General features: G+C 62.8%; 15 protein-coding genes. 10 read left to right on the plus strand and 5 right to left on the minus strand.

The annotated features are described in order from the left end of the window. Positions 1-5 precede the first annotated feature (5 nt). Positions 6-707, plus strand: a complete 702-nt coding sequence (locus G6N82_RS06490) for a murein L,D-transpeptidase catalytic domain-containing protein (RefSeq protein ID WP_165194891.1) — start codon at positions 6-8, stop codon at positions 705-707. Between the two features lie 12 nt (positions 708-719). Here the strand turns inward: G6N82_RS06490 and G6N82_RS06495 are convergent, their stop codons facing one another. After that, positions 720-2,102: a L,D-transpeptidase family protein gene (locus G6N82_RS06495; RefSeq protein ID WP_165194893.1), complete on the minus strand. Its 1,383-nt coding sequence runs from the start codon at positions 2,100-2,102 to the stop codon at positions 720-722. Positions 2,103-2,257: 155 nt separating this feature from the next. Here G6N82_RS06495 and G6N82_RS06500 point away from each other — a divergent pair, with 155 nt between their 5' ends. From G6N82_RS06500 to G6N82_RS06510, 3 genes are all read left to right on the plus strand, one after another. Beyond that, positions 2,258-3,157: a DMT family transporter gene (locus tag G6N82_RS06500; protein ID WP_165194895.1), complete on the plus strand. Its 900-nt coding sequence runs from the start codon at positions 2,258-2,260 to the stop codon at positions 3,155-3,157. Positions 3,158-3,281: 124 nt separating this feature from the next. After that, positions 3,282-5,957, plus strand: a complete 2,676-nt coding sequence (acnA, locus tag G6N82_RS06505) for an aconitate hydratase AcnA (protein WP_165194897.1) — start codon at positions 3,282-3,284, stop codon at positions 5,955-5,957. Continuing rightward, positions 5,957-6,367, plus strand: a complete 411-nt coding sequence (locus G6N82_RS06510) for a rhodanese-like domain-containing protein (protein ID WP_165194899.1) — start codon at positions 5,957-5,959, stop codon at positions 6,365-6,367. Before acnA ends, G6N82_RS06510 begins: the two co-directional genes overlap by 1 nt. A 397-nt stretch (positions 6,368-6,764) precedes the next feature. On the opposite strand, the gene ruvB is transcribed toward G6N82_RS06510, so the two are convergent. The 4 genes from ruvB to ruvA are packed head-to-tail and all read right to left on the minus strand — an operon-like array spanning position 6,765 to position 9,361. After that, positions 6,765-7,796 (minus strand): Holliday junction branch migration DNA helicase RuvB, encoded by a 1,032-nt coding sequence (ruvB, locus tag G6N82_RS06515; RefSeq protein ID WP_165194901.1) that lies wholly within the window; start codon positions 7,794-7,796, stop codon positions 6,765-6,767. Then, on the minus strand, positions 7,796-8,341 hold the full coding sequence (locus G6N82_RS06520; RefSeq protein ID WP_241255220.1) for a DsrE family protein: 546 nt from the start codon (positions 8,339-8,341) through the stop codon (positions 7,796-7,798). Before G6N82_RS06520 ends, ruvB begins: the two co-directional genes overlap by 1 nt. Positions 8,342-8,358: 17 nt before the next feature. Continuing rightward, positions 8,359-8,733: a hypothetical protein gene (locus G6N82_RS06525; RefSeq protein WP_165194903.1), complete on the minus strand. Its 375-nt coding sequence runs from the start codon at positions 8,731-8,733 to the stop codon at positions 8,359-8,361. A gap of 19 nt (positions 8,734-8,752) precedes the next feature. Then, positions 8,753-9,361, minus strand: coding sequence for a Holliday junction branch migration protein RuvA (gene ruvA, locus G6N82_RS06530; RefSeq protein ID WP_165194905.1), 609 nt, complete (start codon positions 9,359-9,361; stop codon positions 8,753-8,755). Positions 9,362-9,439: 78 nt separating this feature from the next. Between ruvA and aroC the strand changes: the two genes are divergently transcribed. The 6 genes from aroC (at position 9,440) to katG (ending at position 16,782) form a co-directional block, all read left to right on the plus strand. After that, a complete protein-coding gene (aroC, locus tag G6N82_RS06535) occupies positions 9,440-10,516 on the plus strand; it encodes a chorismate synthase (protein WP_165194907.1) in 1,077 nt (358 codons plus the stop codon). A 141-nt stretch (positions 10,517-10,657) separates the two neighbouring features. Beyond that, complete coding sequence (locus tag G6N82_RS06540) at positions 10,658-11,086, plus strand: hypothetical protein (RefSeq protein ID WP_165194909.1); 429 nt, start codon at positions 10,658-10,660, stop codon at positions 11,084-11,086. A gap of 251 nt (positions 11,087-11,337) precedes the next feature. Then, entirely contained in the window at positions 11,338-11,916 is a 579-nt protein-coding gene (locus G6N82_RS06545) for a DnaJ domain-containing protein (protein WP_165194911.1), read from the plus strand. A gap of 164 nt (positions 11,917-12,080) precedes the next feature. Beyond that, entirely contained in the window at positions 12,081-12,647 is a 567-nt protein-coding gene (ahpC, locus tag G6N82_RS06550; RefSeq protein WP_165194913.1) for an alkyl hydroperoxide reductase subunit C, read from the plus strand. 138 nt (positions 12,648-12,785) lie between these two features. Continuing rightward, positions 12,786-14,375 carry an alkyl hydroperoxide reductase subunit F gene (ahpF, locus tag G6N82_RS06555; RefSeq protein ID WP_165194916.1) on the plus strand — a complete coding sequence of 530 codons (1,590 nt, stop codon included), beginning with the start codon at positions 12,786-12,788 and terminating at the stop codon, positions 14,373-14,375. Positions 14,376-14,577: 202 nt separating this feature from the next. Continuing rightward, positions 14,578-16,782, plus strand: coding sequence for a catalase/peroxidase HPI (gene katG, locus G6N82_RS06560; protein ID WP_165194918.1), 2,205 nt, complete (start codon positions 14,578-14,580; stop codon positions 16,780-16,782). Positions 16,783-16,814: the final 32 nt, after the last annotated feature.

Raw genomic sequence — 16,814 nt, forward strand, 5'->3', positions numbered from 1 at the left:
GTGACATGAAACGGCGCGAATTGATCAAGGGTGGCCTGGTAGCTGGCGCGGTGCTGGCGGCACCTGCGCGCGCCTTTGCCATGCCGCAGCAGGGCTCGCTGCGTGACCGCGAGCTGTTTGCCATTGCCAAACGCGAACTCGACCGCGCCGGTAACGCCATCTGGAAACGCGATATTGTCGGGATCGCCGACTTCGGGCTGCATTCTGCCGAGCGGCGCTTTCACTTCGTCAATCTCGAGCGGGAGGAAGTGCAAAGCTTCCACGTCAGCCATGGCATGGGTTCCGACCCGGAGCATGACGGCTTCCTGAAGCGTTATTCCAATGTCGAAGGCTCGAACGCGACCAGCCGCGGCGCCTATGTCACCTGGGAATGGTACCAGGGACGCTATGGCACTTCGGTGCGCCTTGGCGGGCTCGATGACACCAACGAGGCTGCACTGCGCCGCTATATCGTGATGCACCGCGCCGACTATGCCGAACCTTCGCATATCGACCGCTGGGGCAGGCTGGGCCGGTCGAACGGCTGCTTCGCGATGGGCGAAGAGCAGTTCCGCATTGCACTGCTCAACCTGTCTGGCGGCAGGCTGCTGTTCGCCGATAGCCTTGGCCTCGCCAATGAAGGCGAGCGCCTGGCCAGCAACACGATCGAGCTGCTGCAACCGGGCCGGCCACTGGCCAGCCAGCGCTACAATCCCGGCAATTACTGACTTTCCGTCTGCTCAAGCGTCCTGCAGGTCGTCCTCGATCACGATCACCTCTTCATCGCTAGTCCGCCCGCGGTTCTGCACGCGCGGCTTGTCAAGGCTGGCCAACACCGGCGCGTCACGATCGTAGATATCCTTGAAGGTCGCGAGCTCGCCATCGATGTCAGTCGCCATGGTGAAATAGGTAATATAGACCGGCAGCCGCTTCTGGATCGGCACCAGGGTATATTTTCCTGAAGTCGCAATCTCGACTGCTTCCTCCTTGGTCGCTCCCTTGCCCAGGATCGCCATGGTGATCGCCAGTTCAAGCGCGCGCTCGGTGCGGATGCAACCATGGCTCAGCGCCCGCTGCTCGTTCGCAAACAGGTGGCGCGACGGCGTGTCATGCAGGAAGATCGCATGCTCATTGGGCATTTCCAGCTTCATCCGGCCCAGAGAATTGCCCGGCCCGGGCTGCTGGACGACCGTGATCCAGCCGTTGGCGCCCTTGGTCGCCTTGTAGCCATTCGCGCGCGCCCAGCCCGGGTTGCCGAGCACTTTCTGCCCCAACCCTTCGCCCACCACGATTGATTGCGGCACAGTCCAGGTCGGGTTGAACACCACCCCTTCGACCACTTCGGCCAGCTGCGGGGTTGCCGTGCGCCCGGGCTTGCCCACAATCGTGCGATAGGTGCTGATGATCTTGTCATTCACTGTCAGCCGAAGCTGGTATTCGGGCACGTTAGTGATGAGATATTGCGGGCCAAGATCGCGGGCGAGCCAGCGCCAGCGATCCATGTTGGCACGGATCAGCTTGCGCTTGGCTGGGTCCTTGGCCTTGGCCAAAGCCTCTCGCAGCCGTATATAGTCGGGGTGCACCGGATTGAGGCTGGCGAGCGCACCCGCGATATCGCCATTGGCCAGCGCGTCGCGCATCAGCTCGCTCGAACGGTAAAGATCGCGGTCGGGATCGATCACGAACCATTGCTTGCGCGCGTCCATCGGCGTGCGCCCGTCGCGCAGGTCTTCCACCAGCCACACGAAGGTGCGGCTTGCCACTTCGTTGAGCGCAGCGGACGGCCCGCGGCCAATCTCCGCAAGCAAGGCGTCAAGCTGGTAGTCTGTGGGATCGAGCCCCTCGGCATCGATTCCGCGCACGACCATCGCCAGCGCAGAGGCCTGCTGCGGGGTCCATTCCTGCACCAGCGGGACAACTTCGCCATTGAATTCGCCCTGCACTATCGGATCGGACACCATCCGCGGAAAGGCCTCTTCCATGCTTCCCGGCGCTGCATTTTTGCCCTGCTGCTGAGCCTGCGCCAGCAAGTCATCGGGCGAACGCTCCTGCGCCACGGCAGTCCCACCGGCCAAGGCCAGGGCAACGCTCGCAAACAAACCATCACGCAGTCGCAATCTCATTACGAATCTTGTCCTTCTTCCAACCGAAACCGACGTGATTTCGGCGTTTTGCACATCCTATCGCGCGGAAGCCCTTCTATCAATTCCCACAGCTTTCGCTGCGCTGAATTGCTTTAACAGATGACGCCAACATCCGCCCTCCCTATTGCCCGCCTATGAGCGATCGCCAACGGATTCTGCTGCCCATTGCCGCGGCATTGCTTGGGGTTGGCTTCCTCTCGCTGATGGACGCCTTCATGAAAGGGGCAGCACTTGCCGCCGGTGCATACAGCGCATCTGTGCTGAGATCGGCGATGGGCACCGCGATCATCGCCCCGATCTGGCTTGGCGGCGGAGGACGATGGCCCAAGCAAGCCGTGCTCCGGCTGCACATCCTGCGCGGGGTGGTGTCGGGCTTCATGGCTTTGAGCTTCTTCTATGCGCTCACCAAGCTGCCGATTGCCGAGGCGATCGCGATCTCCTTCATTGCCCCGCTGATCGCGCTTTATCTGGCGGCGATCTGGCTGGGCGAGGTCATACGCAAGGAAGCGATCGTCGGTTCCGTGCTCGGCCTTGCCGGAACGATCGTGATCGTCGGCGGGCGGCTGGGCGAAGCGGAATATGACGCCGAAACGCTCAAGGGGCTTGCTGCGATCCTGTTCTCCGCCTTGCTCTATGCCGCCAATTTCGTGGTGATCCGCAAGCAGGCGCTGGTCTCCAGTCCCGCAGAGGCGACCACCTTCCACAGTGGCGTGGCCTGCCTGGTGCAGGCCGTGTTCGCCCCCTGGTTCCTGGTGCTGCCGGAATTCGCGATCCTGCGCGATATCGCCATTGCGGCGGGCCTGACTGTAGCGGGAGCGTTCGTCCTGACCTGGGCCTATGCCCGGGCGGAGGCACAGGTGCTGGTGCCGATGGAATACTCCGGCTTCCTGTGGGCCGCGCTGTTCGGGTGGACCTTCTTCGGCGAACGCGTGACCGTGACGACGATTGCCGGAGCGTGCCTGATTGTCTTGGGCTGCCTGATCGTGGCGCGGCGCGACAAGTCGCCAGCGCCGCCCGAACAAACCGCCATTTAAGCCAATTTCCCCCCTGCCGCCCCCTTGACCAAACGCGCGCGAAAGAGCAGGTGCGCGGCAGATTTTCCGGCCCGCTGGCTCTCCCTGTGCGGCCGATCCAATTCTCGCGATGAAAGGACCCCTGATGACCCAGGTCGGCAAGGACACGCTCGGAACCCGCTCAACCCTCACCGTCGACGGCAAGGATTACGCCTATTACTCCTTCGCCAAGGCGGAAGCGACGATCGGCGATGTTTCGAAGCTGCCGATCTCGATGAAGGTCCTGTTGGAAAACCTGCTCCGCTTCGAAGATGGCGGCTTCACCGTTTCGACCGATGACATCCAGGCGATTGCCGACTGGCAGAAGAACCCCGTCACCGGCAGCGAGATCCAGTATCGCCCGGCCCGCGTGCTGCTGCAGGACTTCACCGGCGTGCCGTGCGTGGTTGACCTTGCCGCCATGCGTGACGCGATCGCCAAGCTCGGCGGCGATACTGCCAAGATCAACCCGCAAGTGCCGGTCAACCTGGTGATCGACCACTCGGTGATGGTTGACGAATTCGGCCACCCCAAGGCGTTCGAAAAGAATGTCGAGCTGGAATATGCCCGCAATGCCGAGCGCTACGACTTCCTGAAGTGGGGTTCGAAGAGCTTCAAGAACTTCACTGCCGTTCCTCCGGGCACCGGCATCTGCCACCAGGTCAACCTCGAGTACCTGGGTAAGGGCGTATGGTCGTCCGAAGACCAGGATGGCGCCACTGTCGCATACCCTGATACCTGCGTCGGTACGGACAGCCACACCACCATGATCAACGGCCTGGGGGTGCTAGGCTGGGGTGTCGGCGGAATCGAAGCCGAAGCCGCCATGCTCGGCCAGCCGGTCTCGATGCTGATCCCCGAAGTGGTTGGCTTCAAGCTGACCGGAGCAATGGCCGAAGGGGTGACCGCAACCGACCTGGTGCTGACCTGCGTGCAGATGCTGCGCGAAGTTGGTGTGGTGGGCAGCTTTGTCGAATTCTACGGCCCGGGCGTGTCGAACCTCAGCCTGGCCGACCGTGCGACCATCGCCAACATGGCACCGGAATATGGGGCGACCTGCGGTTTCTTCGGGATCGACGACAAGACGCTCGATTACATGCGCCTTACCGGCCGTCCGGAAGAGACCATCGCGCTGGTCGAAGCCTATGCGCGCGAACAGGGCATGTGGTTCACGCCGGAAAACGAGCCGGTGTTCACCAAAACGCTCGAGCTCGACATGGCGGCGGTCGTGCCGTCACTTGCCGGTCCCAAGCGCCCGCAGGACAAGGTCATCCTTCCCGAAGTGGACGAGCTGTTCAACACCGATCTGGCCAAGGTCTATGGCAAGGCCGCGCCTGCGCGTGTGCCGGTCGACGGCAAGGACCACGACATCGGCGACGGCGACGTGGTGATCGCTGCGATCACCAGCTGCACCAACACTTCGAACCCCGATGTGCTGATCGCCGCCGGACTCGTCGCCAAGAAGGCCAACGAGCGTGGCCTCAAGCCCAAGCCGTGGGTCAAGACCAGCCTGGCGCCCGGATCGCAGGTGGTGACGGACTATCTCGTCAAGTCAGGCCTGCAGGAACATCTCGATGCTATCGGCTTCGATCTGGTCGGCTATGGCTGCACCACCTGCATCGGCAATTCGGGCCCGCTTGCCCCGCCGATCAGCAAGGCGATCAACGGCAATGACATTGTCGCCGCCTCGGTCCTGTCGGGCAACCGCAACTTCGAAGGTCGCGTGTCGCCAGATGTACGCGCGAACTTCCTCGCCTCGCCGCCGCTGGTGGTGGCCTATGCGCTGAAGGGCACAGTAACCGAAGACATCACCACCACCCCGATCGGTCAGGACAAGGACGGCAATGACGTGATGCTTGCCGACCTGTGGCCTTCGAATAAGGAAGTCTACGAACACCGCGTCGCCAATATCGACCGCACCATGTTCGAAAAACGCTATGCCGATGTCTACAAGGGCGACGAGCATTGGCAGGCGATCAAGGTCGAAGCATCGGACACCTATCAGTGGCGCCCGGGCAGCACCTACGTTGCCAACCCGCCCTATTTCGAGGGGATGGAAATGACTCCCGCGCCGGTGACCGACATCACCGATGCGAAGCCACTGGCGATCCTGGGTGACAGTGTCACGACCGACCACATCAGCCCCGCAGGCTCGATCAAGGAAGACAGTCCGGGCGGCAAGTACCTGATGGAAAACCAGGTTTCGAAGGCTGACTTCAATTCCTATGGCTCGCGCCGCGGCAACCACGAAGTTATGATGCGCGGCACCTTCGCCAATATCCGCATCAAGAACGAAATGGTGCCGGGTGTCGAGGGTGGCTACACCACCTACAACGGCGAGCAGATGGCGATCTATGACGCCGCGATGAAGCACAAGGCCGACGGCACCCCGCTGGTGGTGATCGGCGGCAAGGAATACGGCACCGGCTCCAGCCGCGACTGGGCCGCCAAAGGTACGATCCTGCTGGGGGTGCGCGCGGTCATCGTCGAAAGCTTCGAGCGCATCCACCGTTCCAACCTCGTCGGCATGGGCGTGCTGCCGCTGCAGTTCAAGGACGGCGATACGCGCGAGACGCTGGGCCTGACTGGTGACGACACCTTCAGTATCAAGGGCCTGGCTGACCTGACCCCGCAGCAGGACGTCGAAGTCGAAGTGACCCGCGCCGATGGCACCAGCTTCGCCTTCACCGCGCGTTGCCGCATCGATACCGCGAACGAGATGGAGTATTATCGCAACGGCGGCATCCTGCAGTACGTGCTGCGCAAGCTGGCTGCGGACTGATGCTGCGGTTCGCTATCCTTGGCGTCGCGCTGGCGCTGGCTGGCTGCGGTGCAGCGACGGCGACTGACGAAGCGGCAGAAGCTGCGCCTGCTGCGTCAATCGCCACGCTCAGCGCCAGCGAACTCGCAAGCCTCGTCGACACCGGCCAGATCCGCCTGATCGATGTGCGCACCGACGAAGAAGTGGCCGAAGGCATGATCCCCGGCGCCGAGCATATCGCGCTCGACAATTTCGATCCGGCCAAGCTTGACCTGTCAGACGGGCGCGAAGTGGTGCTCTATTGCCGTTCGGGCCGGCGCAGCGGCATTGCTGCCGAGCGGCTCGCGGCTGAAACCGGCAAGACGGCAAGGCACCTCGAAGGCGGGATCCTGTCGTGGGAAGAAGCCGGGTTTCCGCTCACCGCGCGCTGAGCGCAGGAAAACGGACAAAAAAGGGGCGGCTGCGCATCAAGCGAGCCGCCCTTTGACCAGGTATTCAATCCCGCATGCAAAGCAGGAGACTGGCGCTTCCTGCGGGAAATCAATTGACTGGTTCCTTGGGTCGCTGACGAACCAGCCAAACTCGTAATCGGGTACCGGGGCGGCTGCAGCGCCCCCCAAATTGTGCTGCAGCCGCCTCGACGATTGGACCAGGCCAACCGGTTGCTCATCTTGGACCACATCAGCCCGATTCGCTTCAACGCGGTTAACCATGTTCGGGGTGGCGGGGGGCTACGGAATCGGCCAATTCCTACCAGGCTTGGCAAACCGCGTCCCAAATCGGGACCGGGGTAGGCGCTGGCCTTAACGAAACGGGCCTTTAAGACGGCTATTGCGCCTCATCGAACAGCCCGCCCTGAGGTTTCTTCGGCGGTTGCATCTCGAGATGCGCCCACCCGTCATCATTGAGCACCCGGCCGCGCGCAGTCCGCGCCAGCAGGCCGAGCTGGATCAGATAGGGTTCGATCACATCCTCGACCGTATCGCGCGGCTCCGCGAGGCCCGCAGCCAGCGTTTCGACACCGACCGGGCCGCCCTTGTAAGTGGTCGCGATCATCGCAAGATAGCGCCGGTCCATCGCATCGAGCCCCAGCCGGTCAATCTCGAGCCGCGTCAGCGCATCATCAGCAATCGTGCGGGTGACAGTGCCTTGCCCCGCGACATGGGCGAAATCGCGCACCCGGCGCAGCAGCCGCCCGGCCACGCGCGGCGTGCCGCGCGAACGGCGAGCGATCTCGCGGGCGCCATCCTGGTCGATATCGAGCCCCAGCAGACGCGCGCCGCGCGCCACCACCCGCTCCAGCTCGGCATGGGTGTAGAAATTGAGCCGCAAGGGGATGCCGAAGCGGTCGCGCAGCGGCGTGGTCAGCAGGCCCTGCCGCGTGGTCGCGCCGATCAGCGTGAAGGGCGGCAGGTCGATCCGCACCGAACGCGCCGAGGGCCCCTCGCCGATTATGATGTCGAGCGCGCGGTCCTCCATCGCAGGATAGAGGATTTCCTCGACCACCGGATTGAGCCGGTGGATTTCGTCAATGAACAGCACATCGTGCGGTTCGAGATTGGTCAGCAGCGCAGCAAGGTCTCCCGCCTTGGCGATCACCGGGCCGGATGTGGCGCGAAAGCCTACGCCCAGTTCCTTCGCCACGATCTGCGCCAGCGTGGTCTTGCCCAGCCCCGGCGGGCCGAAGAACAGCGTGTGGTCCATCGCCTCACCGCGGCTGCGCGCGCTTTCGATGAACACGCTCAAATTCTCGCGCGCGGCCTCCTGCCCGACGAATTCGGCGAGCGACTTGGGCCGCAGCGCTGCGTCCGGATCGTCGGGTTGCCGCTCGGGCGAATGAAGGGGGACGGGATCGGCCATCAGAACGGGTTCACCGTATAGCCGTTCTGTTGGAGCAGCGCATGCGCGGTCATGGCAGAAAGCGCCATCTCGACACCGGGCGCAAGCAAGTCATTCGTGATGCCATAGGCGGCGGCCGATTGCCCGCACAGGATCACCCGCACGCCCTTTCCGGTAAGCGCCCCGATCAGCGCGATATTCACGTTTTCGGACCCGTCACGGCGCTTGGCATATTCCTGCTCGCCGAGCAGATCTTCCGAGGCCTTGCCATGCACCACCACGGCGCCATTGATTTTCTCCAACGGCACGCCCGCGCGGGCATGCATGTTGATGAAGCGCGCGGCGCTTTCCAGCGTGCGGTTGAGCTTGCCCGTCTCCGCCCCTGCGGCAACATCGAAGGCAACCTTGAACTCGGCGCCTTCGGGAATCGGCATATCGCTCTCGACCGGGGCGACCGGGCCATATTGTTCGAGCACCGGGCCGGTGGTGAAGGCTGACATGTCCTGCGCGGCGGCAGGTACGGCGAGAGCGATTGCACCCATGGTAGCGGTGAGAAGCTTGAGCATTGCGGATCCTTTCGCGCTCACTTCCGGCCCTGCCCGATCTTTATCGCGATGAGCGCGGCAATGATCACCGGAAGGCTGGCGAGCATCTGGTAGACCGGCAGCACGATGTAGGCGAGGGCAGACTGCGGATCCATGTCTGGTCCGAAGAAGGCACGCCAATAGAGATAGAGCCCGCCCAGCCCGATCACCACGGCGCCGATGGCGGTGATCTGGCCCAGCGGCTGCGCCAGCGCGAGCCCGGTGACTGGCAGGATCATCCAGAAGAACAGCGGCACTGCGAAGAGCAGCGTGCCCATCCCGTCCCAACTGCCGGTGCTGACGAGGAAGCCAAGACATGCGAGCGCATATCCGGCAATGATCGCGCGGCGCAGCGGGGATAGGGCTTTCAGCATTGTTCGATCCTCTCTTCCATCACCCCGCCGCCCTCTTCAGCGCCACGCGGATCAGTTCGCTTTCCGATGCGCCTTCGCCCAGTTCGCCCTGCGCGCGGGCGACGGCCTGCGCGGCGGTGGCTGGCTTGAAGCCGAGGTTCTCCAGCGCGCTGACCGCGTCGGCGCTGGCACTGCCAGCCGGAACCCCTCCGCCCAACGCCACACCAGCCATGCTTCCTCCGGGAAGCGCGCCCGCCTTGTCCTTCAGCTCGTTGACGATCCGCCCCGCGAGCTTCGGCCCCACGCCCTGCGCACGCGCCACCATTGCCGCATCGCCGCCGGCGCAGGCATCGCGCAACTCACCCGTCGATAGTGCGGAGAGGATCGCCAGCCCCACCTTGCTGCCCACGCCCTGCACCTGCGTGAGCAAGCGGAACCAGTCACGCTCGGCACTGTCAGCAAAGCCCAGCAGGCGCATGTCATTCTCGGAAACCTGCAGATCGGTATAGACGGTGCAGGCCTCGCCCTTCTCGCCCAGCGCGCTCAGCGTCTTGGCCGAACAATGGACGAGATAGCCCACGCCTTGCACATCGATCACCGCCCAGTCGGTGCCGGTTTCGTCGAGCAGGCCCTTCAGCTTTGCGATCATGTTCTGTTCCTGCCTTAGAGCGCGCGATTTGGCTAGGGAATATGGACAGCAGCCCACAGTTGCGCCAATGCACTTCGCATGAGCTGGAACACTTTCGGACGCGTGCTGCGCTTTACCACCTGGGGCGAAAGCCATGGCCCGGCGCTGGGTGCGGTGGTCGATGGCTGCCCGCCGCTCATTGCGCTGAGCGAAAGCGATATCCAGCCATTCCTCGATGCGCGCAAGCCGGGGCAGAACCGCTTTACGACACAACGGCAGGAAGCAGACCTGGTTCGTATCCTGTCAGGCACGTTCGAAGGCCAGACCACCGGCACGCCGATCAGCCTGATGATCGAGAACACCGATCAGCGCAGTAAGGATTATTCGGAGATCGCCAAGGCCTATCGCCCCGGCCATGCCGATTACGCCTATGACGCGAAATACGGCATCCGTGACTATCGCGGCGGCGGGCGCAGCAGTGCACGCGAAACCGCGGCGCGGGTGGCGGCAGGCGCGATTGCAAGGCTGATCATCCCGGAAGTGACCATCACCGCCTATGTCTGCGAGCTGGGCGGCGACAAGATCGACCGCGACAACATCGACTTTGCCGAAATCGGTAAGAACCCGTTCTTCTGCCCCGATGCGGCAGCTGCCAAGCGCTGGGAAGAGAAAGTCGATGCCGCGCGCAAGGCGGGCTCGTCACTGGGCGCGATCGTCGAATGCGTGGCCGAAGGCGTTCCCGCCGGATGGGGGGCGCCGATTTACGCCAAGCTCGACAGCGATCTTGCTGCCGCGATGATGAGCATCAATGCGGTCAAGGGCGTGGAGATCGGGGACGGGTTCGAAGCCGCGCGCCTCACCGGCGAAGAGAACGCTGATCCGATGCGGCCCGGCAACGAAGGCAATCCGCGCTTCACCGCCAACCATGCGGGCGGCACCGCAGGCGGCATCTCGACCGGGCAGCCGGTGGTGTGCCGGGTCGCGTTCAAGCCGACCAGTTCGATCCTGACCCCGGTCGAGACAATCACGTCTGACGGCGAAGCGACCGAAATCCGCACAAAGGGTCGCCACGATCCATGCGTGGGCATTCGCGGCACGCCCGTGGTCGAAGCGATGATGGCGCTGGTGCTGGCCGATCACAAGCTGCTGCACCGGGCGCAGAACGCGCACAATTAGCGAGCGATAACGCGGCGAGGAACCGCTTGTAACCCACCGCGATTTAGGCTCTAAAGAGGTCACCACGCCCCACATTTGACGGCGCGTGCACGGGTCGGAAGCCAACTCAAGGGTCGCCAAACCTTGAAGGGGGACTTACCTATGATCCGTACAGTTTTGGGTGGCATGGCCGCCATTTCTCTTGCCTTGACCGCCGCACCGGCAATCGCTCAGGACGAGTCCGAGCAGCCGCGCACAACCTACAGCGTCGAATTCCTGCGCTTCGCGCCGGACAAGGCCGACACCTGGACCGAGATGAACGACAAGTACTGGGCGCCAGCCGCCAAGGCCGCGGGCCTGCCCCCGGCACAGGTACATTGGATGATGGACGGATCGTGGGACCTGATGATCGTGCGCGAAATCCCCCGCGGGCTCGCTGCATTCGACACGCATGCCTCGCCCGAACGGGACCGCTTCAGGCAGGAATTCCTGAAGCTGGTTGGCGGCGAGGAAGCAGCCAAGGCCCTGCGGGAAAAGAATGGCGAGTTGATTTCGGCATCGCAGCGCTTCTTTACGCATACGCACCCGTGACGAGGGAGCCTTAGCGCGACAATCGACCACGCAAGCAAAGGGCGCCGCTTTCCCCGGAAGGCGGCGCCCTTCTGATCCCGGCCTCACCGCCAAGATACTGGACTGACAGGCAAATATTCTTTGACATCGCGGCAATGAAACAAGAAACTGCATCCCGGCTTCCCGATCTGCAAAAGGCGCGCAGCCCAAAAGAATGGTCGCTTCATTCGTTACTGCACCGGTTCGCCGGCACAGACCCATGAGGCATTGGAATGGATACTGCGCAGGAATTCGTAGATTATTATGAGCGGCTGCAGGTCGATCCGACTTGCGACGCCAAGATCCTTGAGAAGGCCTATCGGCACTTTGCCCAGATGTACCATCCCGATCACCCGGAAACCGCCAATGTCGAGCGGTTCCAGGAAACCATTGAAGCTTATGCTGTCTTGAGGGATGCGACCAAGCGCGCCGAATATGACAAGCAATATGCCCTGCATATGGGTGTGTCGTTCCGGCCTTATCCTGCCAACGAAGAGATCTGGATCGACGAGAAATCCGCGATCGACGATGCCGAAGCGCATGAGAAGATCCTGTTCCATCTCTACAAGCGCAGGCGGCAAAGGTCGGATGATCCGGGCGTTGGCCCCTATAGCCTGCAGGAAATGCTCGGCTGTTCGGACGAAAACTTCCAGTTCCACATCTGGTACCTGAGAGAAAAGGGTTTCGTCGAAATGACCGAGCGCGGGACCTATGCGATCACGATCGAAGGTGTCGACCATGTGATATCGATGAGCCGCACGATCCAGGCCGAGAAGCTACTGATACCTAAGGCCGCCGCTGAGAGCGAATAGGGAACCGAGCTCACTTCGGTGAGCGGAAATCCAGATTAGTTCCCGTATCTCTGATTGAAAATTTCGATCTTCGCAATCGCACAAATTCGCTTTTGTGCGGCGCAGCAATAACTATGTGCAGGTGCGAAATTCACCCCCAATCATGAACACAGGGAATTTGCATCATGGGTATCATCGGAACCACCATCCAGCCGTTCAAGGCAACCGCATTCCAGGCCGGCAAGGACTTCTTCGACGTCACCGACGAAGACCTCAAGGGCAAATGGAGCGTCTTCTTCTTCTATCCGGCCGACTTCACCTTCGTCTGCCCGACCGAGCTCGAAGACATGGGCGAGAAGTATGACATGCTGCAGGGCATGGGCGTTGAAGTTTACGCCGTGTCGACCGACACGCACTTCAGCCACAAGGCCTGGCACGACACCTCGGACAAGATCGGCAAGCTGAAGTTCCCGTTCCTTGGCGACCAGAACCACGTGCTGTCGAACAATTTCGGCGTGCTGCGCGAAGGCGTGGGCCTGGCCGACCGTGCGACCTTCGTGGTCGACCCTGACGGTGTGATCCAGATCATGGAAATCACCTGCGAAGGCGTGGGCCGCAATGCCAACGAACTGACCCGCAAGATCAAGGCCGCCCAGTATGTGCGCGCCAACCCCGGCCAGGTCTGCCCGGCAGCATGGGAAGAAGGCGCCGAGACCCTCGCGCCTTCGCTCGACCTCGTCGGCAAGATCTAAGCCATCTGAAATAGGCTAAGCCCGGCCCTTCCTCCGTCCGGGTTTGACCAGAAGGCCCGGGGCGCGATCCTCCCCCTCCCAACCCAGCGCCCCGGGCCTTCCACCTTTCCCGTCCATTCCAGCCGCAAGGGTAACCCCATGCTCGACCAAGCCATGAAGGACCAGCTTAAGCAGTATCTCGCCAATTTGCGCGAGCCGATCGAGCTCGTCGCCAGCCTGGGTGACGATGCCAAGTCCGCGCAGACACGCGAGCTGCTGGAAGAGATTTCCGCGCTGCATGACCTCGTCTCGGCCAGCTTTGACGGTGACAATGCCCGCAAGCCCAGCTTCGAAATTCGCCGCGCCAGCGACACATCGCGCGCCGTGCGCTTCGCCGGGCTGCCGATGGGCCACGAATTCACCTCGCTGGTGCTGGCGCTGCTGTGGGCTGGCGGCCACCCGCCCAAGGTCGATGCCGATCTGATCGAACAGGTCCGCGCGCTGGACAGCGACTACGAATTCGAAATGTTCTTCTCGCTCAGCTGCCACAATTGCCCCGATGTGGTGCAGGCGCTGACGCTGATGGCGCTGGAGAATCCGCGCATTTCTGCCACGCTGATCGAAGGCGGCACGTTCCAGGCTGAAGTCGAGGCGCGCGATATCCTGGCAGTGCCAGCGACCTTCCTCAACGGCGCCCCCTTCTACAACGGCAAGATGGAACTGGCCGAGATTCTGGCGAAGCTCGACGATGGCGCCGGTGATCGCGCTGCCGCGCAATTTGCCGCGAAGGCGCCGTTCGAAGTGCTGGTGCTGGGCAGCGGCCCGGCAGGTGTCGGCAGCGCGATCTACACCGCGCGCAAGGGCTTCCGGACCGGACTTGCCGGGGAGCGCTTCGGCGGCCAACTGCAGGACACTCTCGGCATCGAGAACCTTCCCGGCACCCCCTATACCGAAGGGCCCAAGCTGGCGGGCGAGATGCAGCGCCATGTCGGCGAATACGATATCGATGTAATCAACCTTGCCACCGCAGCCCGGCTCATTGCCGCCGACCATGCAGGCGGGATGCACACGGTCGAATTCGCCAATGGCGGTTCGCTGAAGACCCGCGCGCTGGTCCTGGCGACCGGCGCCCGCTGGCGCGAACTGGGCGTTCCGGGAGAGGCGGAGTATCGCAACAAGGGCGTAGCCTATTGCCCCCACTGCGACGGTCCACTGTTCAAGGGCAAGCGCGTGGCCGTGATCGGCGGCGGCAATTCCGGTGTCGAGGCGGCGATCGACCTCGCCAATATCGTCGGCCATGTCACGCTGATCGAATTCGACAGCAAGCTGCGCGCCGATGAAGTGCTGCAAGCCAAGCTGCAGAGCCTCGCCAATGTCACCATCATCAAATCCGCCCAGACGACCGAGATCACCGGCGCCAATGGCCGGGTGAACGGGCTGGTTTACATCGACCGCACCAGCGGCGAGGAACGCCAGATCGAGCTGGAAGGCGTATTCGTCCAGATCGGCCTGGTGCCCAATACCGAGTGGCTGAAGGACAGTGGGCTCGAACTCAGCCGCTATGGCGAAATCGTGATCGATTCCCACGGCGCGACCAATCTGCCGGGCGTCTTCGCGGCGGGCGATTGCACCACTGTTCCTTACAAGCAGATCGTGGTGGCAATGGGTGAAGGATCGAAAGCGGGCCTCTCCGCCTTCGATTACCTGATCCGCAATGTCGCCGACGAGGATGTGGCGCAAGCCGCCTGACGAACTTAACACGTCGCAATGGGCGCGTTGGCTAGATTGCCGGCGCACCCTTTCTGCATCCGCAATTTGCGTTGCCGCAAAATCGCATAATCCGATCAATCAGCGCATTTTAATCGATTGGACAGTTTAAGGCTCGAAGCGCATCCTCTTGTCATAAAGCTCGGATAGCTTCCGAGTCCCATAACGAGAGGAGAAGTCTGACATGGACGCAAAGACCGGCGAAATGAGCGGCGGATGCCCCTTCCATGGCGATGCTGGAGTGCGCTCGCTGCTGGGCCGTACCAACCGCGACTGGTGGCCCGACCAGCTGCAATTGGAAATCCTGACCCAGGGCGGCAAGAGCGCCGACCCGATGGGCGAAGACTTCGACTATTGCGAGGCCTTCAACGCGCTCGATTACAACGCGCTGAAGGCTGACCTGACCGCGCTGATGACCGACAGCCAGGACTGGTGGCCGGCCGACTATGGTCATTACGGCCCCTTCTTCATCCGCATGGCATGGCACGCCGCGGGCACCTATCGCACCGGCGACGGGCGCGGCGGCGCGGGCAGCGGGCAGCAGCGCTTCGCCCCGCTCAACAGCTGGCCGGACAACGGCAACCTTGACAAGGCCCGCCGCCTGCTGTGGCCGATCAAGCAGAAGTACGGCAAGCACATCAGCTGGGCCGACCTGTTCATCCTCACCGGCAATGTCGCCATTGAAAGCATGGGCGGCCCGATGTTCGGCTTTGGCGGCGGGCGAGCCGACGTTTTCGAGCCCGAAACCGTCTATTGGGGCACCGAGGAACAGTGGGTCAATGAAGGCGTGCCGACCCGGATCAACCCCGATGAAGGCAAAGCGCTGGATAACCCGCTCGCAGCGATCCAGATGGGCCTCATCTACGTCAATCCCGAAGGGCCGCAGGGCAATCCGCACGACCCGGAAGGCATGGCGCGCGACATGCGTGAAACCTTCGCCCGAATGGCCATGAACGACGAGGAAACCGTCGCGCTTACCGCCGGCGGCCACGCGTTCGGCAAGGCGCATGGCGCACATCCGGCGGACACCTTCGGCGGTGCGCCGGAAAGCGAAGTGCTGGAACTGCAGGGCTTCGGCTGGCTCAATGACGAGGCAGAGATCGCCGCAGGGAACATCACCACCTCGGGCATTGAAGGCGCCTGGACGCCCAACCCCACCGAGTGGGGCAATGACTATTTCCGCCTGCTGTTCAAGTACGAGTACGAACTGGTCCAGAGCCCGGCTGGTGCGAACCAGTGGCAGCCGATCAATCCCGATCCGGAAGACATGGCGCCGGACGCGCGGGACCCGAACAAAAAGGTCCCGACCATGATGACCACCGCGGACATGGCACTGAAACGAGACCCGGAATATCGCAAGATTTCCGAGCGCTTCCTCAATGACCAGGCCGCGCTCGACGATGCCTTCGCTCGCGCCTGGTTCAAGCTGTGCCATCGCGATATGGGGCCCAAGGTGCGCTATCTCGGCCCGGAAGTGCCCGCCGAAGACCTGATCTGGCAGGACCCGGTCCCCGCCGGAACCAAGCCTTCCGAAAGCGATGTGGCGGCATTCAAGTCGGCTGTTCTCGGCAGCGGGCTGAGCGTCAGCGAACTGGTCAAGGCGGCCTGGGCTTCGGCCTCGACCTATCGCAATTCAGACCATCGCGGCGGCGCCAACGGCGCACGCGTCCGCCTGGCCCCGCAAAATGGCTGGGCCGCCAACGATCCCGATGAACTGGCGAAGGTGCTGGCCAAGCTCGACGAGCTCCGCGGCAGCATCTCCATGGCCGATGCGATCGTGCTGGCCGGGGCCGCGGCGGTCGAGAAGGCCGCCAAGGATGGCGGGCACAGCGTCTCCGTGAATGTCACCACCGGACGCGGCGACGCTACGCAGGAGCAGACCGATGCCGACAGTTTCGAGCCGCTCGAGCCGTTCGCCGATGGCTTCCGCAACTACCTCAAGACCAAGGCTTCGGTGAAGACCGAGGACATGCTGATCGACAAGGCGCATTTGCTAGGCCTTTCAATCCCCGAAATGACCGCGCTGGTCGGCGGGATGCGTGCACTTGGCGCGGTTAGCGGCAACACCGGTCACGGCGTGCTGACCGACCGTGCGGGGACTCTGTCGAACGACTTCTTCGTCAACCTGCTCGACATGTCTACCAAATGGTCTGCCGCCGATGACAGCGAAGAGGCCTATGTCGGCAAGTGCCGCAAGACCGGTGCCGAGAAGTGGCGTGCCACCCGTGCCGACCTGATCTTCGGCTCTAACTCGCAGCTGCGCGCAGTGGCCGAAACCTACGCTGAAGCTGGCGGTGAGGAACGACTGGTGCGTGACTTCGTTAAAGCCTGGACGAAGGTGATGGACGCGGACCGGTTCGATATCCGTTACGCGAAATACCACTCGTAAGTTTGGCAATATCTTGCCCGGGAAGGCCGCAA

Source organism: Altererythrobacter sp. BO-6 (assembly GCF_011047315.1).
Taxonomy (GTDB): domain Bacteria; phylum Pseudomonadota; class Alphaproteobacteria; order Sphingomonadales; family Sphingomonadaceae; genus Erythrobacter.